At 36.4% G+C, this 24,739-nt stretch carries 1 protein-coding gene (cut by a window edge); it reads right to left on the reverse strand.

All coding sequences use genetic code 11. From position 1 onward, the window contains the following. The coding region annotated (gene ebh, locus HMPREF2658_RS04560; protein ID WP_070854222.1) for a hyperosmolarity resistance protein Ebh crosses the window boundary (this coding region is incomplete at its 3' end): on the reverse strand, nucleotides 1–24,739 show 24,739 of its 29,360 nt. Its footprint extends 4,621 nt past the window's final position.

Consider the following 24,739-nt stretch of genomic DNA (forward strand, 5'->3'; position numbering starts at 1 on the left):
TCAATTAATGCTTGAACTTGTTTATCAACATCTTGTTTCGCATTTTCTTTAGCTTTCACTATATCTTTAATTTCTTGTAATGCTTGTGCAAGTTGTGCTTTGGCTTGTTCAATTTCTTCTTTAGTCATCGCATTGTTAATGCCGTTATGACCTTGTTGCAAGATTTGATTTATTCGATCTTTAAGTGCTTGTTTTTCCTTATCTGTTAGATTTGGATTTCGATCAATTTCGTCAATTAATGCTTGAACTTGTTTATCAACATCTTTATTTGCATCAATTTTAGCTTTCGGTATTTCATTGGCATGCACTTGTTCAATCGCATGGTTACCAGCTGTTTGAACTTGAGATACATCCTGATTGCTTGTTGCTTTATTAATGTTGTTAATGATGCTGTTTGCCAATGCTTCTGCTTTATTTTTCGCAATAAGCTTGTCTTGATCCGTCGCATTTGAAGCTTCGATTTCTTTCAATTTATCTGCTAAGACTTTGTTAACATTTTGAATTGCTTTGTCCTTAGCTTCTTGTAGACGTTGCTCACCGTTAAGATTTTGGATTGCATCTTTGACTGTTTGAATTGCGCCGTTGATATCATTCACATTTGTGTGATCACTATTAATTAATGTATTTGCCAGACGTTTTGCATCATCAAAGTTTGATTTAGCAACATCGTCAGCATTTTGGTAATTGACAGTTTGTTCTGCAGTTGGAATTTCATTGTCAACTAAATGTTTCAATGTTTCCATCGCGTTATTCAAGTCGATTTGATCATTAATAATATTCGCTATACCTGTTACAGTATCGGCATTATTAATTGCTTGATGTGCAAGATCTTGTTGTTGTTGATTTAAACCATTTAATGTATCAACAAATGCATTAGCTTTATCTTTTGCAAGATTTTGATCACCATTTAAGGCTTTTTGAGCATCGATAATATGTTGTTTTAATTGTTCTGCCTCAGCTTTCGCGATTGCACTACCTTGAACTTTATCTAACTCGTGTGTTGCATTTGTAATGGCATTGTCATAATTTGCTTTCAAGTTATCGTCTGCATTGATGTAATTTGTACTGCTAATGACATCAAGATGATGTTCATCAATATACTGTTGTACTGCACCCATTGCATCATCTAATTGAACAGCTCTATTAATTGCTCGAGATGCTTTATTTAGCGTTTCAGCATTATTAATTTGTTGAATTGCTAATTGTCTTTGAGCATTGTTTAGATGTGTTAATTGATCCAATCTTTGTAATGCTTCAGACTTACGATTATTAAGTCTTTCTTCACCATTTAATGCCTGTTTCGCTGCCGTTACCGCATCGTTCAATTTGATAACTTCTTCAGCAGTTAAGTTTTGACCTGTCGCTTTATTTAGTGCTTCCTTCGCTTTATCAACTGCTTCATCGTACACGCGTTTGACTTGTGTATCTGCATTGACATAGTTCGTACTACCTTTCGTACGTCCTTCATTGCCAGTGATTTCTTGAGACAATTGATTCATTGCACGATTTAGCGCCTTAGCCTCATCTACAATTTGTTGGATTTGATTTAAATCGTCTGATTGATCGATGCGACCTTTAAATCCATCTTGTTGAGCATTGTTTAATGCATTTAATTGGTCAATGTCATGTTTACCATTTGTTTTAGCAAGTGCTACACGTTCATCACCAGTTAATGCTTGTTTTGCATTTAAAATGTTTTGAAGTGCTTGATCTACTTGTTGTTTATTCGCATTTTGTTTTAATACATTTTCAGCATCAGCAATCGCTTGTTTATAAGCCTTTTGCTTATCTGAATCTGCTTGCGTGTAATCAACTGTTTGTTCAACGTTTGTATGATCATTGACCGCTTGTTGTAATTGATCCATTGATTGGTTCAATTGTGTTGCTTGATCTACTAACTCAGCGATTGGTTGAAGTTTCGTCGCTTGATCAATGTTTTGTTTCGCACTAGCAATTTGATCAGCATTTAAATGTGTTAATTGGTCAATAGTTTGTTTCGCTTGTGTTTTAGCTTCTGCGACTCTCTCATTACCATTTAGCTCATTTTCTTTTTCTTGAAGCTTCGTTAACGCTTGTTCTACAGCATCTTTATTTGCATTTGAACCATTATTAGGATCTGTAATGCTTTGTGCAGCTTGTAACGCTTGATCCACTGCTTCTTTTTTATCGGTTGATGCTTCAGTGTAATTTGGTTGTACTTTATCTACATTCACTTGATCAACTTTATTTTTCAATGTTTCCATCGCGTGGTCAAGTTCAGTAGCCGTTTGAACATGTTGTGCAACCTCAGTTCTTGTAGGCGCTGCATTTATAGCATCAGTTAATGCTTGTTGTTGCGCATGATTTAAGTTTGGTAATGCGTTAACAGTCGTTACTGCTTGTTGTTGATCACGAGCAAGTTTTTGATCACCATGTAGGTTATCTTTTGCAGTTGTTACTGCTTGTGTTAATTGTTCCACTTGTGATTTGTCGAGTGTTGGATTACCTGTTTGGTTAATTAAATCTTTGGCATGTTGTACTGCTGCTTGGTATGCATCCTTTTGTGGCTTATCTTCATTGATAAACTTGCTACCAGATTCTGTTTGTTGTTGATCTTGAATACTATTACGTAATGCTTGCATTGCTTGATCAAGTGCTTTTGCTTCAGCTAATTTTTGTGCTACTTCATCACGAGTTGCTGCGTTGTTTATTTGACTTTCAAGTGCTTGACGTTGCGGATTGTTCAAACCATTTAATTGATTTAAATCAGTAACCGCATGTTGTTTATCGTCTGCAAGTTTTTGATCACCATGTAAGTTATCTTTAGCTTGGTTAACAGCTTGTGTCAATTGTTCAACTTGTGCTTTATCAAGCGTTGGATTGCTAGTTTGATTAATCAAATCTTTGGCATGTTGTACTGCTGCTTGGTATGCATCCTTTTGTGGCTTATCTTCATTGATAAACTTGCTACCCGCTTCTGTTTGCTGTTGATCTTGAATGCTATTACGTAATGCTTCCATTGCTTGGTTAAGTGCTTGTGCCTCAGTTAATTTTTGTGCTACTTCGCCACGAGTTGCTGCATTATTGATTTGATTTTCTAGTGCTTGACGTTGTGGTGTATTCAAGTTAGACAAGTTATTTAACGTTTCTGTTGCACGTTGCTTATCTTGAGCTAATTTTTGATCACCATGTAAATTGTTTTTAGCATCAGTCACTGCCTGTGTCGCTTGATCAATGATTGATTTAGCTAATGTAGGATCAGTTGTTTTGTTAATCAAATCTTTCGCGTGTTGTACAGCTTGCGTATAAGCATCTTTTTGTGCTTGATCTTCATTAATAAATTTACTACTTGCTTCAGTTTGTGGTTGATCTTTAATACTTTCTTTTAATGCTTTCATCGCTTCATTTAATGCTTGCGCTTGTGCAATGATTTCAGCCACTTTATCACGAGTTGTTGCATTATTAATTTGATTTTCTAGTGCTTGTTGTTGTGCTGGTGTTAATTGATCTAAATGATTCAGAGAATTTCCAGCTGTTTGCTTATCTTGCGCTAATCGTTCAACACCGTCTAATGCATTTTTAGATGATGTTACTGCTTGTGTCGCACTTGTTACATTACCTTTATTGATAGTTGGATTATTTAATCCTGCAATGATAGACTCAGCATTTTGAACTGCTTCATCAAATGCTTGTTTTTTATTCGGTTCAGCATTGACATAGGCACTGCTCGCACGTGTTGCATCTTTGTCAGCAATACTTTGTTGTAATGCATCCATAAGTTGATCTAACGCTTGTGCTTCAGCCAAATCATGGTTAACGGCTGTTCTAGTTGTTTCACTGTCAATTAACGTATCTTCCATATGTTTTTGTGCATTATTTAAATGTGCTAATTGACTAACCGTTTGTTTCGCACGATCTTTATCATTTTGTAATTTCACATCACCATGTAATGCTGCTTTCGTTGTATTCACAGTTGTCGCTGCTTGATTAATTGCATTATTATCTAATGTTGCTGTTTGTTCATTGATAATATTATTTGCGGCTTGCACTGCTTGATCGTAGTTTTGTTGTTCTGGTTGATCTTCGTTGATATATTTGCTATTTGCTTTAGTTGCTGCGTTATCTTGAATACTTTCTCTTAAGCCATGCATTGCTTGGTTAAGCGTATTCGCATTTTGTTCAATTTGATGAACTGCAGTTACTAAAGTTGCAGCAGTAACTTGGTCTTTTAATGCTGTTTTTTGAGGATCATTTAAGCTTGTTAAAGCATCAATTGCTTGCGTCGCATTTGTTTTAGCAACTTGTAAATTATGATCTCCATTTAAGGCTTGAAGTGTTGTTTGAACTTTAGTAATAGCTTGTTCTACTTCTGTTTGGTTCGCATTTTGACCGGTTTGTTTGTTAATCATTGCTTCTGCTTCATTTACCGCTGTAGTATAAGCAGTTTGTTTATCAGTATCAGCATTGACGAAGTTACCACGTTGTTCAACGACTTGATGATCTGCAATCGCATTAATTAAGTTACCCATTGCTGTATTTAAAGATTCTGCTGTTTGTTTGTGACCATTAACTGCAGCAATATCAGATGATCGCGCAATTTGTGATTGTAACTGTTGCTTTTGCGCATTATTTAAATGATCTAATTGATCAAGTCTATTGTTCGCTTGTTGTTTAGCTGCTACAAGATTTTCATCACCATCTAATGCAACTTTCGTGTTATTTACTTGAGTTGTTGCACGATTAACATCATCTGGATTCATCGTAGGTGATGTTGTTTGATTAATGATATTATTAGCAGCTGTTACAGCTTGATTATAGTCATTTTGTCTTTGCGCAGTTGCATCATGATAATCTTCAGATGCTAATGTCGCTTGATTATCTGCAATACTATTTCTTAATAATTCCATCGCATGATCTAACGCTTGCGCTTTTTGATTAATTGTAGTGACATCTGTAACAAGTGACGCTTGTGTAATTTGACTTTCAACTGATTGTTTTTGTGCATCATTTAAGTGTGTTAGATTCACCAGTTGTTGTTTCGCTTGTTGCTTAGCATTCGCTAAATTATCATTACCATTTAATGCTTGTTTCGCTGCGTTCACTTCATTAGTGATGCTTTCAACTTGTGCTTGTACTTCATTAGTACCACTTTGTTTATTCAATAATGCTTCAGCTTTTGCTACGGCCTGTTTATACGCATTTTGTTTGTCAGGATCTGCATTTAAATAATTACCATCCGTTAATGTTTGAGTCTTATCATTAATAGCTTGTGATAATTGATTCATTGCTTGATCTAGGCTCGTTGCTGTTTGTTTAACTTGAGTTACTGTTGCAATTTCAGCCGATTGATCGATTTGACCTTTTAATGCTTGTTTTTGAGCATCGTTTAAATGTGTCATTGCGTTGACAGCATCTTTAGCATTTTGCTTTTCAGTTGCCAATTTAGCTTCACCGTTTAAGCCATTTTTAGCATCAGTCACTTGAGTTAATGCACGAGTAATATCATCTGGGTTAAGCGTTGGATTTGTCGTTTGATTGATAATACCTTCCGCTTGAGACACTGCATTTGTATATGCTGTTTGCTTATCGGCATCAGCATCATGATAGTTTTCACTTGCTTTGACGGTATCTTTATTTGCAATACCTTGTTTCAAGTTACCCATTGCTGTATTCACATTTTGTGCATTTTGTTTAGTTTGTTCAACTGTAGCTAACGCTTGTGCTTGGTTGATTTGATTACGTAACGCATCACGTTGTGGTTGATTTAAGTCACGTAACGTATCAAGATTTGCTATTGCATCTTGTTTCGCATGCGCTAATTTTTCATCACCGTTTAATGCATCTTTCGCTTGATTCATAGTTGTAACTGCTTGTGTTACTGTATCAGGCGTCAATACAGGTGTTGGTGTGCCATTTGCGATTTGTTGCGCTTGGTTAGTTGCATTGTTATATGCTTGTTGTTTGTCTTGATCCGCTTGTGTAAAGTCAACTGATTGTGGTACTTGACTATTCGCTTGAATTTGTTGTTTCAACGTACCCATTGCATTATTTAATGCATCAGCATTTTGCTTAATAGCATTAACACCTGTAACAAGTTCTGCATGTGACACTTGGTCTTTTAATGCTGTTTTTTGTGGTTGATTTAAGTTTGGTAACTGATCAATGGCAGTATTCGCATTGTCTTTAGCAACTTGTAAGTTATGGTTACCGTTTAAATCACCCTTAGCTTGAGTCACTTGTTGTAACGCTTGAGCCACTTGTTGTGGATCCACGTTTGCATTTGGTGTACCACTAATAATTTGTTCAGCATGTGCTACCGCATTGTTGTAAGCATTTTGCTTATCAGTATCAGCATTGACAAAGTTACCATTTGCTTTAGTTTGATCTTTATCTGCAATACCTTGTTTCAATTGTGTCATTGCTTGATTTAAATCTTGTGCTGTTTGCTTAATTGTGTTTACATTTGCAACAGTTTGCGCAGCATCGACTTGTTGTTTTAATGCATCTTTTTGCGCTTGATTTAAATCATTCGCATTAGTAATAACTTGTTTCGCTGCATCTTTTGCACGTTGTACATTGTCACTACCATTCAATGCTTGTTTCGCTTCGTTCACACGTTGCATCGCTTGTTCCACTTCAGTTTGACTTGCATTGCTGCCATTTGCTTTAGATAAAATGTCTTCTGCATGTGCAACCGCATTAGTATAAGCATCTTTCTTAGCTTTATCTGCATCAGTAAAGTTAATGCTATTTAATGTCTCAGTTTTATCTTGTAATGCATTACTTAAGTTAGTCATTGCATTATTCAGATTTTGAGCATTTTGCTTAACATTATTAACTGTTGCAATATCTGGTGCTTGTTCAACTTGAGTTGTTAACGCTTGTTTTTGCGCATCATTTAAATGATCTAATGTACCAAGATTTGTCTTAGCAGCTTGTTTGGCATCAGCTAATTTTTGATTACCGTTAAGTGCTTGATTTGTATCATTCACTTTAGTTAATGCTTGTTGAATTGTATTTGGATCCATTGTTGGATTTGTTGTTTGTTTCAACAATTCTTCTGCTTTAGTTACTGCATTATCATATGCTGTTTGCTTGTCAGTATCAGCATCGTGATAGTTCTCGCTACCTTTAATTTGTGCTTTATTCGCAATACCTTGTTTCAATTGTGTCATCGCATCATTAAGCGTAGTTGCCGCTTGTTGAATAGCATTGACGTTTGGTACAAGTGTTGCTTGCGTGATTTGTTTGTTGTATTCATCACGTTGCGCTTGATTCAAGTTTGGCAATTGATCAATAGCATGTTGAACATTTTGTTTCGCCTTTGCTAAGTTCGTATTACCATTTAAATCATTTTTAGCTTGCGTAACTTTATTTAACGCTGCAGTAATTTCGCTAGGTGTAACGACAACATCAGGCGTACCACTAATTAATGCTTCAGCTTTCGCAACTGCTTGTTTATATGCATTTTGCTTATCAGGATCTGCATTGACAAAGTTACCATCAGCTTTAGTTTGCTCTTTATCTGCAATGCCTTGTTTTAATTGTGTCATCGCATTGTTTAACTCTTGCGCTGTTTGTTTAACATTGTTTACACCAGCTACAGTAGTTGCATTTTGAACTTGTTGTTTTAATGCGTCTTTTTGTGCTTGGTTAAGGTCATTAGAGCTATTAATTAATGCTGTTGCTTCATCTTTCGCATGTTGAACGTTGGCATTACCATTTAAAGCTTGTTTTGCAGCATTAACTTGTTGTATTGCTTGTTCAACTTCAGTTTGTGTTGCATTACCACCATTAGCTTTTGAAATGATATTTTCAGCATTTGTAACAGCAGTGTTATATGCTTGTTGTTTTGCTTGATCTGCATCAGTGAAGTTAACTGTTGCTTTGGTATCATTTTTATCAGCTATCGCTTGTTTCAAGTTACCCATCGCTGTATTTAAGTTTTGCGCATTTTGTTTAATTTGATTTGCTTCATCAACAGTATGCGCGCCATTAATTTGATCAGTAACTGCTTGTTTTTGAGCATTATTTAAGTTGTCTAATGAACCTAATGATTGTGTCGCTTGTTGTTTCGCTGCCTCTAGGTTTTCATTACCATTTAATGCATTTTTAGTTGTGCTTACTTGTCCAGCAGCTTGATTGATAACAGTCGGATCTAAAGTTGGACTTGTAGTTTGATCAATAATACCTTGTGCAGTTGTGACAGCATTATTGTACGCATCCTTTTTATTCGGACTTGAATCAGTATAATTTTGATTTTGTTTTGTTGTCGCATTATCTGAAATACTTTGACGTAATTTGTCCATTGCTGCATCAACATTGTTTGCTTTTTGTTCATTACCTTGTGCTTCTGCAACAGTAGTCGATTGTTGTACCAATTGTTTTAATGCCTCTTTTTGTGCATTTGTTAAATGGCTTAAACCGTCAATTGCTGTATTTGCGTGTTGTTTAGCTTTTTCAAGGTTTTGAGAACCATTAAGCGCTGCTTTCGTTGTATTCACTTGATTCATTGCTGCCTCAACTTGATCTTTAGGCACGTTTGTACCTGTAGATTTATTTAAAATCTTTTCAGCATTTCGAATCGCTTCATTGTATGCATTTTTCTTCTCTGGATCTGCATCAGCAAAGTTTTGACTACCAAGTGTAGTGTCTTTATCATTCAAGCTATCTTTCAAGTTACCCATCGCTGTATTTAGTTCCTGAGCTGTTTGAATGGCTTGCGTTACTTCAGCTACAGTGTGCGCTTGATTGATGTTTCCAGTAACAGCACCTTTTTGTGCATTGTTTAAGTTATCTAACGTAGATAATGTTTGGTTTGCATTGTTTTTAGCATCTGTTACTTTTCTATCACCATTCAACGCTTGTTTCGTAGTTGTTACAGTTGAAAGTGCTGCTTCAACTTGTGATTGGTTCGCATTAGTACCATTTGCTTGATTAATAATATTTTCAGCAGCAGTTACCGCATTGTTGTATGCTGTTTGTTTTTCTGGATCTGCATCTGTAAAGTTAACACTTTGTTTCACTTGATCTTTGTCTTGGATTCCGTTGATTAAACGTTCCATTGCTTGATCTAATTGTTCAGCTTTAGTTTTCACTTGATTTACTGTGTTAATATTTGGTGCATTTGTCACTTGCGTATTTAAATCTTGCTTTTGAGCATTATTTAAATGACTTAATTGGTTGATGTTAGCAGTCGTTTCTTGCTTTTTATTCTCTAAGTTTTGTGCACCATTAAGCGCAGTTTTGTTAGTGCTCACTTGATTAGCTGCATCAACATATGGTTGACTCGCTTTTACTTCATCTTTATTCGCAATACTATTTCGAAGTTGATTCATTGCATTATCAAGATTTGTCGCGTTGTCTTTCACACTTTGAACGCCAGTTACTTGTGTCGCGCTATCAATTTGACCAGTAATACTTTGTTTTTGTGCATCAGATAAATGTGTCATTTGACGTAATGCATCTTTAGCTTGTTGCTTCGCAGTTGCTAAGTTTGTATCACCGTTTAAACCTGTTTCAGCATTATTCACACGTTGTGTTGCTGCTGTAACATCTGCTGCATTTGTAATCACATTAGGTGAACCATTTACGATATTCTTCGCAGCATTATATGCATCAGTATAAGCACCTTGCTTATCAGGACTTGCGTTAGTGTAATTACCACCAGCAACAATTGTGTCATGATCAGCAATTGCTTGTTTTAATTGATCCATCGCACTATTAAGTGATGTAGCACTATTTTTCAGATCAGTTACACCTGATACACGTTGCGCAGCATTCACTTGTTGTTTTAATGCTGTTTTTTGTGGTGTATTCAAATGTGTCAAGTTATCGATAGCTTGTGTAGCTTCAGTTTTAGCGCGTTGTAAGTTCGCGTCACCGTTCAAAGCATTTTCAGTAGACGTTACACTTTGAATTGTCTGTTCAACAGCTTGCTTATCTTTATTCGCACCATGATCTTTATTTAAGTAAGATTCAGCTTGTGTGATGGCATTATCAAATGCTGTTTTCTTAGTTGGATCTGCGTCGATGTAATTTTCGTTCGCTTTAGTTTGATCTTTATTTGCTATAGCTGATTGTAATCGTTGCATTGCACCATCTAAGTCTTGTGCTTTCGTTTTAACACCATTTACACCGTTGACTGTTGTTGCGTCTTCAATTTGTGATGTTAAATCTTGTTTTTGTGCATTATTTAAGTGTGTTAATGTACCTAAGTTTGCTTTCGCATCTGATTTTGCTTGTCTTACATTTGCGTCACCGTTTAAAGCATTTTTAGCATTCGTTACTTGATTTAATGCCGCTTCAACTTGTGCTTTCGTCATATTTTGACCGTGTGCTTTATCTAAAATACCTTGAGCATTCGTAACAGCATTTGTGTAAGCATCTTTCTTACCTTGGTCAGCATCTGTAAAGTTCACTTGTTGTTTAACAGTGTTTTGGTCATTAATACCATTTTGAAGTTGACCCATTGCTGTATTTAATTCATTAGCAGTATTTTGTGCCGCAGTTACGCCTGCTACTGTCGTTGCATTGTCAATTTGACTTGTTGCTGCAGTTGATTGCGCGTTATTCAAGTTACTATATGAAGCTAAAGCACGTTTCGCTGCTTCTTTAGCTTTTGCAACTTTATTATCACCGTTCAAGTTGTTTTTAGCTTGATTCAATTGGTTAAGCGCTGTTTGAACTTGCGCTTCGTCGGCGTTGCTGCCATTAGCATTGGTAATTCCTTCTGCTTGTGTAACTGCAGTGTCATACGCTTGTTGTTTCGGATGATCTGCGTCAGTGTAATTGACACTACGTTTCGTAGTATCTTTTTCAGCAAGTGCATGTTTCAAATTACCCATCGCTGTATTTAACGATGTTGCTTTATTTTTAGCCGCTGTGACAGCTGCAAGATTTGGTGCTTGATCCACTTCAGCATTTGCAGAAGTTTGTTGTGCGTTGTTTAAGTCTGATAAACGACCGATTTCTGTTTTCGCAGTTTGTTTTGCGGCTGCTAATTTTTCATCACCGTTCAATGCTGACTTCGCACTGTTCACTTGGCTCGCTTTTTGATTAATCGTATCTGGATTCATTTCAGGATTATTCGTTGCACTAATAATACCCTCAGCATCAGATACTGCACGGTTGTATGCATTTTGTAAATCTGCATTCGCGTCTTGATAATCTTCGCTTGATTTAGTCGCATCTTTAGATGCAATACTTTGTCTTAATTGATTCATTGCTTCATTTAAAGTACCAGCATTTGCTTGAATACCTTGAACACCAGATACTGTTGTACCGCTTTCGATTTGCGATGTTAAGTTTGATTTTTGAGCATCAGTTAAATGTGACATTGTCGCTAATTGTTGTTTAGCTGTATTCTTCGCTTCATTTAATCGCGCGTCACCATTTAATGCTGATTTAGCAGTATTTACACGTTGTAAAGCTTGTTCAACTGCTGCTTTATTGTCATTTGCGCCAGCTGTTTTATTTAATAAAGTTTTAGCTGCTGATACAGCATCATTGTATGCAGCTTGTTTTTCTCTATCTGCATCAGTATATTTCTGAGCTGCTTTAGTAGCTGTTTCATCATTAATACCACTTTGTAAGTTGCTCATTGCAGTATTTAATTCAGATGCCGATGTAGACACTTGATTTACACCTGCAACTGTTGTCGCACCTTCAATTTGTGATTTCAATGCATCTTTTTGTGCGTTGTTGATTGATGTAAGGTTATTCAATGCATTTTTCGCATTTGTCTTAGCATTCGCAACATTTTGATTACCATTCAATTCATTTTTAGCACGTTGTACATTTTGTAACGCAGTTTCGACACCGTCTTTTGCAGTATTTGGACCTTGTGCTTTATTTAAAATTTGTTCAGCTTGCGTCACTGCATTTGTATATGCATTACGTTTCACTTCATCTGCATCAGTGAAGTTAACACCTTGCTTAATCGTATTTTGATCTTGAATACCATTTTTCAAGTTCGTCATAGCTGTATTTAATGCATCCGCATTATTTTGTGCTTGTGTTACTTCATTAACATGCGTTGCACCCTCGATTTGACGTTTCGCTGCTTCTTTTTGAGCATCAGTTAAGTCACTTAAGCCATTCAAATGTTGCTTCGCATTTGTTTGCGCAGTTCTTAAGTTTTCTTGACCATTTAAAGCTTGTTGTTTAGCTGTCACTTGGTCTTTCGCTTGATTGATTTCTTGCGCATCCATTGTTGGACTTGATGTTTGACCAATGATTGCTTTTGCTGCAGAAACTGCATTGTTGTAGTCAGTTTGTTTGTTTTGACTTGCATCAGTGTAGTTTTGACCTGCTTTAATCGTTGCTTCATTCGCAATGCTATCTCGTAGACCTTTCATTGCAGTGTTTAATGTTTGTGCATTATCACGAACAGTTTGAACATTTGGCAACGTCGTCGCTTGACCCACTTGTTCTTTAAGTTTTGCTTTTTGCGGACCATTTAAAGAAGTTAAACCATCAATTGCTGTGTTAGCATTTTGTTTCGCTACTTCTAAATTATGATTACCGTTTAACTGCGTCTTCGCATTCGTTACTTGTGTTGCTGCATTTGTAACATCTGATGGTGTTAACGTTGGCGTTGGTGTACCACTAATGATGTTTTCTGCAGCTGTCACTTTTTCATCATATGCTTGACGTTTATTCGCATCAGCATTGACATAGTTACCACTGGCTTTTGTCTCAGCTTTATCAGCAATGGCACGTTTTAAAGCTGTCATCGCATTATTTAATTCAGTCGCAGTATGTTCAACACCATTTGCTGCAGATACGCGACCTGCGCTTGTCACTTGTGCTTTTAATGCTTCTTTTTGTTTCGTATTTAAGTCCGAAGCATTTGTAATCGCTGTGTTAGCAGCCTGTTTTGCACGTTCTAAGTTTTGAATACCGTTTAATGCAGTATTTGCTTGCGTAACAGCTTGCATTGCTCTTTCGACATCTGCTTTAGGTGTATTTCCGCCAGCTGTTTTATTTAAAATAGTTGCTGCTGCATTTACTGCTTGAGAATAAGCAGTTCGTTTAGCATCATCAGCATCTTGATAATTTTGACTTTGTAACGTCGTGTCTTTATCACGAATTGATGTTTCTAATTGACCCATAGCACCATCTAATTGTTGTGCTTTGGCTTTAACTGTATTAACACCTTCAACATTTGTTGCTTGTGTAATTTCATTATCTAACGCTGTACGTTGTGCATTATTAATGTGTGTTAATGTACCTAACGTTTGTTTCGCAGCGGCTTTCGCTTCATTTAATTTCGCATCACCGTTCAACGCCGTCTTCGTACTGTTCACATTTTGTAATGCTTGTTCAACTGCTGCTTTGTCTACATTTTGACCACTAGCTTTTGTTAAAATTGCTTTCGCTGCATTTACAGCTTGATCATAAGCTGATTTTTTACTTGGCTCTGCATCTAGGTATTTCTGAGTTTGTTTTGTTTGTGTTTCATCATTGATACCGTTTTGTAAACTACGCATTGCGTTATTTAATTCTGTTGCTTTTGCAGTTTCTTGATTTACACCAGCTACTGTTGTTGCACCATCAATGCTATGTGTTAACGCATCTTTTTGTGCATTGTTAATTGATGTTAAGTTATTCAAGTTATTTTTCGCTGTTGTCTTAGCTTGAGCTAAGTTTTGCGCACCATTTAATGCATGTTCTTTAGTTGTCACTTGTGATGTTGCTTGCGTAATAGTATTTGGTTCCATCGTTGGATTCGATGTTTGATTAATGATTGCTTTTGCGGCAGTAACTGCGCTGTCGTACTCGTTACGATTATTTGGACTTGCGTCAGTGTAGTTTTGACCTGCTTTAATTGTTGCTTCATTCGCAATACTATCTCTTAAGCCTTTCATCGCTGTATTCAACGTTTGAGAACTATTTTTAACAGTTTGAACACCATCTAATGTAGTTGCACTTTGAACTTGTTCTTTTAATTTTGCTTTTTGTGCATTATTCAATTGTGCTAAGCCGTCAATTGTATTGTTAGCATGCGCTTTCGCTACACGTAAGTTGTTATCACCATTTAATGCTGTTTTAGCCGCATTTACTTGTGAAGTCACACTATTTACGTCATTGACTGTTAATGTCGCATTCGGTGTACCATTAATGATATTTTCAGCGTTCGTCACTTTTGAATCATACGCTTGACGTTTTTCTTGATCAGCATTGACATAATTACCGCTTGCTTTTGTTCTTTCTTTATCAGCAATAGCTGCTTTAAGTGCTGTCATCGCGCCGTTCAATTCAGTTGCAGTATGTTGAACGTTATTCGCATCAGATACACGTTGTGCATTGTTAACTTGTGTTTTTAATGCATCTTTTTGTTTTTGGTTTAAGTCATGTGCGTTGTTAATTGTGTTCGTCGCATTTGTTTTAGCTTGAGCTAAGTTTTGTGCACCATTTAACGCTGCTTTTGTTGTATTGACTTGATTTGCCATGCCATTAATCGCATTAGCATCCATATTTGGCGTGTTCGTTGCATTAATAACACCATTTGCATTATTTACAGCAGTATTGTAATTATTTTTGTTGCTATCAGATGCATCAAGATAATTTTGACTTGTTTTCGTCGTATTATCATTTTGGATACTTGTACGTAATGCACCCATGGCAGTATTTAACGTATTACCTTTATCTTTAACACCATTTACACCTGCTACATTTTGCGCTTGTTCAACTTGATGCTTCAAGTTGTCTTTTTGTAATTGTGTTAAGTTTGGTAACCCATTAATCGTATTTGTTGCTGAAGTTTTCGTATTTCTTAAGTTTTCAGCACCATTTAAAGCCGCTTTCGCTCTTGTAACTGCATTTAATGCATTATCAACGTCTGCTTTAGATGTGTTACCACCAGTTTGTTTATTTAAAATGCCTTCAGCTGCTGTGACAGCTTGAGTATATGCATTTCGTTTTGATTCATCCGCATCAAGATAATTTTGATTTCTTAATGTAGCATCTTTATCATTGATTGAACCTTGCAAGCTATTCATTGCGCCGTCTAATGTATTGGCATTTGTTTTCACAGTATTAACGCCATCAACAGTCGTCGCTTGATTGATTTGACCTTCTAACGCAGTACGTTGTGCATTTGTAATATGGTTTAAAGTACCTAAGTTTTGTTTAGCTGCCGCTTTCGCTTCTGACAGTTTAGCATCACCATTCAATGCATCTTTCGTACTTGTTACTTGTTGTAATGCACGGTCAACTGCTGCTTTATCTGAATTTGAACCAGTTTGTTTATTTAAAATTGCTTTCGCTGCAGCTACAGCTTGATCATAAGCAGTTTTCTTACTTTGTTCAGCGTCACGATATTTTTGAGTTTGTTTTGTTGTATTTTCATCATCAATACCATGTTGTAATTGACCCATAGCTGTATTAAGTTCATTTGCAGTTTGTTGGATACTTGTTACATTTGCAACACGTTGCGCACTTGTCACTTGTGCTTTTAACGCATCTTTTTGCGCTTTATTTAAGTTCGTTGCACCATCAATGGCATTTGTTGCTGTTTGTTTCGCTTGCGTTAAATTATGTGTACCATCTAATGCATTTTTCGTTGATGTCACTTGTGTAGCGATTTGGTTAATTGCATGAGCATCCATATTTGGATTGCTTGTTGCATTTATGACACCATTAGCACTATCAACAGCATTGTTATAGTTTGTTTTGTTACTTTCTGTAGCATCAAGATAGTTTTGGCCATTTTTCGTAGCTGCGTTATCTTGAATGCTATTTCTTAACGTACCCATAGCTCCATTTAATGTGTTGGCACTTGATTTAACAGTATCTACACCTGCAACATTTTGTGCTTGTTGCACTTGTTGTTTCAATTTATCTTTTTGTGCAGTTGTTAAATGTTGAAGTCCGTTTATAGTAGTGTTTGCATTTGATTTAGCTTGCTCTAAATTATGGTTACCATTTAGAGCACCTTTCGCATTTGTTACTTGTGACAACGCGCTTTCAACGGCAGCTTTGTCTAAATTTGATCCGTTATTTTTATTTAAAATATTTTCAGCATTCGTAACGGCTTGAGTATAAGCAGTTTTCTTATCTGAATCAGCGTCATGATAGTTTTCACTTGCTAGTGTATTTGTTTTATCATTAATACCATTTTGCAAGTTAGCCATCGCTGTATTCAATTGCGTACCTGTATTAGAAACCGCTTCAACACCAGATACAGTTGTTGCTTGATCAATTTTAGTTGTTAAGTCACCTTTTTGTGCATTATTAATTGACGTTAAGTTATTTAATGCATTTTTAGCTGCATTCTTCGCATTTGTAACGTTTTGATCACCATTCAATGCATTTTTAGCACTTGAAACATTTTGAATAGCCGCTTCAACATCTTGTTTAGACGTATTTGCACCTTGCGTTTTATTCAGAATTGTTTCTGCTCTGCTTACCGCATTTGTATACGCATCACGTTTGGCTTTATCTGCATCAGTGAAGTTAACACCTTGTTTAACTGTGTTTTGATCATGGATAGCTTGTTCCAAGTTGCCCATTTGCGTATTTAACTCAGTTGCTGCATTTTTAGCAGCTGTTACCTCACTCACATGACCTGCGCGATCAATTTGTGTTGAGATTGCAGATTTTTGGTTATTTGTTAAGTGTGATAATGTATTTAAGTTTTGCTTAGCAGTGTTTTGAGCATTTCTTAAGTTTTCAGCACCGTTTAAACCATTTTTAGCATTATTCACTTGTGTTGTAGCTTGGGTAATCGCACTAGTATCCATAGTCGGATTGTTAGTTTGATTAATGATACCTTTCGCATTTGACACCGCGCTATTGTATGTTGATTGGTTATTCGGACTTGCGTCTGTATAGTTTTGACTTGCTTTGACTGTTGTTTCATTAGCAATACTATCTCTTAAGCCTTTCATTGCATTGTTCAATGCTTGTCCATTTGTTTGAACAGTTTGTACATCTTCTAATCTATTGGCTTGTCCCACTTGTTCTTTTAATTTAGCTTTTTGAGGTGTATTTAATTGTGTTAATCCATCAATAGCAGTATTGGCGTTTTGTTTTGCTTCACGTAATCTTTCGTCACCATTTAATTCTTGTTTCGCGCTGTTTACTTGATTAGCTGCAGCTGTTACTTCTGAAGGTGTCGTAACAACCGTTGGCGTACCGCTAATAATATGTTCAGCATTGGTAACTTTAGTTGTGTAAGCATTTTGTTTATTGCTATCGGCGTTAACATATTTACTGCTTGCTAACGTAGTCGTCTTATCTGCGATGGCATGTTTTAATTGACCCATTGCCGTGTTCAGTTCAGTCGTATTACGTTGTACATCTTGTGCATTAGATACGCGTTGAGCACCATTAGCTTGTGCTTTTAATGTATCTTTTTGATGTTGATTTAAATCAGATGCGCCATTGATTGCTGTAATCGCTGCTTGTTTCGCATTATTTAAGTTTTGCGTACCGTTTAATGCATGTTTCGCACTATTAACATTATTAAGTGCTTGCTCAACCGCTGTTTTCGCTGTATTCGGTCCAGTTTGTTTATTTAAAATGGTTTCGGCAGCTGATACAGCTTGATTGTAAGCATTACGTTTTTGCTCATCAGCATCCAAGAAGTTTTGACTCGCTAATGTTCCTGACTTATCGTTGATAGCCGTTTGTAAGTTACCCATTGCGCCATCTAAACTATTTGCACTTTGTTTAACAGATTCAACACCTGCTAAGTTTGTAGCTTGTGAAATTTGATTTGTTAAATCATTACGTTGTGCTGTAGTGATATGCGTTAAAGTACCTAAATGTTGTTTCGCTGCGTTTTGAGCTGCAATTAATTTTGCATCACCATTCAATGCATCTTTCGCATTATTAACACGTTGTAATGCTGCTTCAACTGCATTTTGCGCAGTGTTTGGACCATGTTGTTTATTTAAAATCGCTTTCGCTGCAGTAATAGCATTATCATACTCTTGTTGTTTATTTGTATCAGCATCACGATATTTCTCAGATGATTTCACTTGAGATTCGTTGTTAATACCATTTTGTAAGTTAGCCATAGCTTGATCTAGATGTTGTGCATTTTGTTTTACAGTATCAACACCACTCACTCTTGTCGCACTAGTAATTTGACTAATCAAATTGTTCTTTTGTGCATCTGTAATACTCGTTAATGTGTTTAAGTACGTTTTCGCATTTTGTTTTGCCGTAGCTAAGTTTTCATCACCGTTAAGTGCCGTTTTAGAACTATTCACTTGCTCTGCTTTTTGTGTAATCGTACTTGGATTCATTTCCGGATTACTATTCGCATTAATTATCGTTTCAGCAGCAGCTACTGCATTGTTATATGCTGTTTGCTTATCATGATTAGCGTCTACGTAATCTTCACTAGCTTTAGTCGCATCTTTGTTGGCAATACTTTGTCTCAACGTATTCATCGCTTGATCTAATGTATTCGCATTTGATTGAACCGTATGAACACCAGCGACAGTCGTACCACTGTTAATTTGATTTGTTAAATTCGTTTTTTGTGCAGGTGTTAAATGCGTCATATTATTTAACTGTTGTTTCGCTGCTTGTTTCGCTTGATCTAATAAACGCGTACCATCTAAGTTATTTTTAGCAGAATTCACTTGATTCATCGCTTCTGTAACTTGATCTTTCGTTTTATTTTGACCATTTGATTTGTTTAAAATATCTTTCGCAGCTTGTACCGCATTTGTGTATGCTGTTTTCTTACTTGGTGTCGCATCTTGATAATTTTGACTATTAAGCGTCGTTTGTTCATCGTTGATCGCACCTTGCAAGTTACCCATCGCAGTATTTAAATCTGTACCTTGTTGTTTAACAGTATTTACGCCAGCAATATTTGATGCAGCATTAATTTTAGATTTAACATCTGCTTTTTGTGCATTATTTAAATGTGGTAATGCATCAATTGCTCTTGCAGCATCTGTTTTAGATTGTGCTAATTTTTCATCACCATTTAATGCATTTTTATTAGTAGTAACAGCTGAAGTTGCACTGTTAACATCATTAACAGACATCGTTGGATTAGCTGTTTGATTAATGATTGTTTCAGCACTTGAAACTGCACTGTTATATGCATTTTGTTTAGCTGAATCTGCATCTGCGTAATCTTCTGTACGTTTCACTTGCTCTTTATCTGCAACAGCTTGTCTTAAGTTACCCATTGCACTATTTAAGTTTGTTGCATTTTGCTTAATCGTATTAACTGTCTCGATTTGATGCGCACCATTAATTTGCGATTGTAAGTTTTGACGTTGTGCATTATTCAAGTTATTTAATTGACCTAATGCAGTGTTCGCTTCTTGTTTCGCAGTATTTAACTTAGCTTCACCATTCAATGCATGTTCTTTACTTGTGACATTTGATAAGGCATTGTTAACATCACTTGGTGTTATAACTGGATGTTGTGCATTACCGTTAATAATGTCATTCGCATGGTTGTATGCATTGTTGTAATCATTTTTCTTATTAGTATCTGCGTTGACATAATTATCACTTTGTACGACTTGGTTATGATTAGCAACACCACGTTTTAAACCTGTCATAGCAGTATTTAAGCTTTGAGTCGTTTGTTTAATATCATTTACTGCTTGTACATTTTGTGCACTATTCACTTGTTGTGTTAATGCATTCTTTTGTGCTTGGTTTAAATCACTTGCATGCGTAATCGCATTTGTTGCTTCTGTTTTCGCACGTTGTAAGTTTTGTTGACCATCTAAAGCACCTTTTGTTGATTTCACCGATTCTGCTTTTTGGTTCACTGTATTAACATCCATTGTTGGATTATTCGTTTCTCCAATGACACCTTTAGCTGCATTGACTGCATTGTCATACGCTTGTTTATTAGCTGGTGTTGCGTCAGTGTAATTTTGTCCTGACTTGATTGTATTATTATCCGCAACACTTTCTTTTAATTTCGTCATCGCATTATTTAAAGCTGTAATGTTAGACTTGATTGTTTCAAGTGCAGCATGATTTTGAGCAGCATTAATTTGTTGCGTGAAATTATTTTGTTGTGCTTGGTTTAAGTTAGATGCACCATGTAATGTTGTTAACGCTGGCTGTCTATCTAATGTTAAACCTTGACGTGCTGTATTTAATTGATCCTTAGCTTGGTTTGCCTCTGCCACTTTATCATTGATATTTTGGACCGTTGGATTGCCATTTAACACTTGATTAATTTCAGCTAACTTTTGACGCGCTGCTTGTAATTTTTGGTTATACGCATTTAACGAAGCGGTCGTCATACCTGTTGTATCCGTTGGTTGATTAATGCTTTGTTCTAATTGCGTTTTCGCAGTTTGAAGCGGCGCTTTATCTGGTGTTAACGCTTGACGCGCATGATCCAAATCAGATTTAGCTTGGTTTGCTACAGACGTATTTGTATTAATTTGATCTACTGTAGGTGAACCTGCTAATACTTGATTGATTTGTTGAATCTTATTACGTGCAGCCGTTAACTTCGCATTATAAGCATTTACAGAGTCTTGCGTCATACCAGTTGTACTTGTTTGCGTATCAATACTATGTTGTAGTTGATTTTTCGCATTTTCTAAAGGCGCTTTATCGACTGTTAAGCCATTACGTGCTTGATCAAGTGCTGATTTAGTAGCATTCGCTGCTGTCACGTTTTGACGAATCGTTGCAACATCTGGATGTGATGCTAGTACGCGATCAATTTCTTGAATTTTAGTTCTAGCTGCTGAAAGTTTGTCATTAAATGAAGCAACAGATGCGCTTGTCATACCAGTCGTACTCGTTGGCTGATCAATATCATTTTGCAACTGAGTTTTTGCAGTTTGTAATGGTGCCAAGTCTGGAGTTAATCCAGCAATTGCTTGTTTTAAGCTATTATATTTTTCTTCTACTTTAGCTTTTTCTGCGGCAATTTGTTGATCTGTTGCGTCACCATTGTTAATAACATTTTGTGCATTTGTTGATTCTGTTTGACCCGCACGTTTAGCACTTTCGTATGCTTGGATTGAAGATTGTGTCATACCATCAGTTGTTACTGATTTATTGATTTCTTCATCAAGTTTCGTCTTAGCTGTTCTTAAAGCACTATTATCGGCTAAAGGTACTAATTGATTAATAGCTTGCGTTAAACGCTCGTTTACACGATTTACATTTGTTAATGCAGATTGTACCTCTTGTACGGTTCTAATTGGCTTTTGAATAATAGCATTAGCGCTATTTTTAGCACTTGTTAAGTCACTTTGAAGTGCATGAATCGAATTATTGTAGGCAGCAATACTTGCTGGTTTCTTACCAGTGGTTGTACCTGTACGATTCAATTGTTGCACTGCTTGCTCTAATTCATGTGTATCTGCTGTTAAATTTTGTTTCGCTTGGTTTAATGCTGTTAATGCGTTATCGACATGATGTTTTTCATCTGAAATTTGTTGTGCTGTTGCGTCACCATTATCAATGACACGTTGAGCTGCTGTAATTTCAGATTCTGCTTCACGTTTCTTCGCATTATAGTTATCAATACTTTGTTGCGTCATACCAGTAGTTGATGGTACTTGGTTCACAGAACTTTGTAAGTTATTTTTAGATGTTACTAATTGGCTATTATCTTCTTTATTTTGAAGTAATGCTTTAGCTTCATTTATCTTAGTTTGTGCAGCTTGAACTTTAGATAATGCTGCGTTCACTTGTTGTGGTGTTGCACGATCATTATTAATCACTTGTTGCGCTTCTGTTTTCGCAGTATTGATTTGTTGTTGCGCATTATGAATTGCATTATTGTACTGCGTAATTGTACCTGGCTTTTTACCATCTGTACTCACTGGATCATCTAAATGATTTTTAGCTGTGATTAACTCACGTTTATCCGCTTTTGTGAAAATGGACTCTTGTACTTCTTCAGTACTGCCATCATTGTAAGTGACTGTAACAGGAATCGTCGTTGTGCTACCACCAGCTAAATTAGTAGGCATTGCTGTGCCATTTTTAATCGTTGCATTGCGTTTTTCTGCTACATGAACTGCATTGTTAATTTCAGCTGCTGTTACATTTGAACCATAATCTTTCACAATTTCAGTTGTGTTGACAGTATGTGCTGCCGGTGCAGTTAATGTACTTGGATTACTGCTTGCTGAGAGACCTGTACCTGCTTTCGGCGTAATGTTGATTGATGAATTTGGTTTTATAGTATTTGCATTGAACGTCACTTTACCTGTATGTGCATCTAACGTTACATAATCTGGTTTATTGGCGATTGTCCATTGATTATTTTGACCACGAACAACATTAAGTGTCTTACTATGTTCCGCACCATTACCAACCTTTTCAGTGTAGGCAATATCCATTACTTGTGTTGGATTAATTAAATGACCTGATGGGTTATTAGGCGTGATATCAATGTGACCATTTTGCCAAATTTTCGTAGTCGCTTGGTTCGGTTGTGGTGCGACAACTGTGAAATCATCACTACGTTGCTCGTCACTGATTGTTTCGCCACTACCTTGTGTTGCAACAACTTGAATTGTATCAGCAGGATTGAAAGTACCTGCTGCCACAGTAATACCATTATTAGTTCCAACAATACCTGTTACATTAGCTGCTGATGCTTCTTTCACCCATGGGCTCGTATTATTACGACGTGTAAATGTCGTTACAACATTTCCATTACGTTTAATAACTAATTTGTCAGCGTAAGTTGTTACGTTACCGGCATGTGTATTGACTGTTTGGTTCGCACCAGGTGCAATCGTAATCGCTCCTGCCGCTGTTTCAGTCACAGTTGGTTTCGCTGGTTGGACATCTTTTACTACAAACTTCGCTGGTAGAGATGTTGCAAATGTATGCCCGTTATAGATGATGTCATATTTTGCATTAACGACTTTAGCCACATTCGGTTTATTCATAGCTGCCCAGTTTGCGTCATTTGTACCTGTTGCTGCATTATTCCATTTATACGTAAATCCATCTGTCGGTAAACCTGTAGCATTTTGCATTTGTGCATAACCAGAGGCTTGTGTACCACTTGCTAAAGTGCCACCAACTGTTGTCGTATAACTATTTTGAGGGAATTCAAATTGATATACGTTCACAGTTACAGGAACTTGTTTAGCAGCTGAAATGCCTGGATATGTTACATCGACATTTAAGTTTTGAACGCCTGCTTGTTGGTTATTTGGTTGTTGTCTATTTGCCCATGCTGCAGTGATACCATTTGTGTTTGTATTTGGATCAAATGTAATGTAGTTTATCGCATCCGTTCCATTAGTCAAATTTTGACCTTTCACATCACGTGATGGCGCCTTAGCATTAGCAACTGGATAAACTTTGACAGGTACTTCTACATTACGTGTACCTTGACCATTTGGTAATGTTACAACCACAGTTTTATGAGTGTTACCAACAGTATGCTTCCATGTATCTGGACTATCATGCCATGCAACCGTTGCCCCATGTGGAGGATTTTGAATAAATCGTTCTACATGACCGAAATCAAAATCGTCGCCACCTTTAATAAATACAGCGCCTTCAGTAGTCGCTTGTAATTGAGGTGTCACAAGCACAGAAGCACTATCATTAGAGTCTACAGATTCATTTCTTGTTACTGTAACAACTTGACCATGTTCATCCTGCGTTGTATATGTCACATTGTTCATTGATATCGAAGATCTTGCTTTAATTTCACCATTTGGTAACGCGTCACTTACTGTCACAACCGAACTAAAACCACTACCATGGGTAATATTTGTGACATTTAATGGTGTATTATCTGCTTTAAATAATTTTACTGACGAGTTATTTAATACGTTATTAACTTTAATTTCTTGGTTTGTAAGACCCGCTTTGTATGTCACAGAGTTTCCGTCAATTCTAGGTGGATCAGGCTTAACTTTAGATATAATATTTAAATCTTCTGTTTGTCTATTATCATATGTCACTCTAATAAGACGCGTAGATATGCCTACAACATCTTTGTTAGGACCATAAGTTCCAACAAATTGGAAATTCATATGTTGCGCATTTGTCGACCAAGAATTATTTACTGGCTTAACATATTGTTTCGCATCATACATATCTGAAACACCTGGGTATAAGACACCTCTGGTTGTTTCAAAGACTTGCTTTGGTACAGTTCTTACCACTTTATATGTTGCTGTTTTCGTAATTGGGGTTGTTTCACCATCAATTAAGATATGTGCAGTTACATTGATATCTTGACCTATAGTTGTGTTATTTTTGTTTGGCGCTTGACCACTTACCCATGTAATCGTCGCATCTGGAATGGCACTACCATTCGATAATTTAAAGTAATCTGATGCACTTGCTCCATTACCTGTTGGGAAGTCTTGCCCTTGTACAGTGTAATGCGAATGTGCAACGATTTCTGGAATAACATGCTTTACAGGTACTGTCACTGTTGATGTTGTTCCATCTTGATAAGTAACAGTTACAGTGACATTGGCATTATTTCCATTACGACTGACATTACTCACTGTTTTACTAGTGATTTCATTTGTGCTTGCTCTTGCATAACTTCTATTTGGTACCGTTTCAGTAAATGTTAATGAATTAATAATTGCTGTTTGATCAGCTTGCGATACTGTTGCATTATTCGAAATATTGGCAATTCTTACTGGATTAGCAGCCGTTGATGATGTTCCAACTCGATATTTATCACGTAAAGGTTTAATTGTGACATTGAATGACGTTGTTGCAGTATTACCGCTTGTATCATTTGCCACCAAATTAATTGTTTTATTTGTAGCAGATGTCACATTTGGTGCTGTTGCTGAAA

The sequence above is a fragment of the Staphylococcus sp. HMSC062H10 genome, assembly GCF_001836945.1.
Lineage (GTDB): Bacteria > Bacillota > Bacilli > Staphylococcales > Staphylococcaceae > Staphylococcus > Staphylococcus aureus.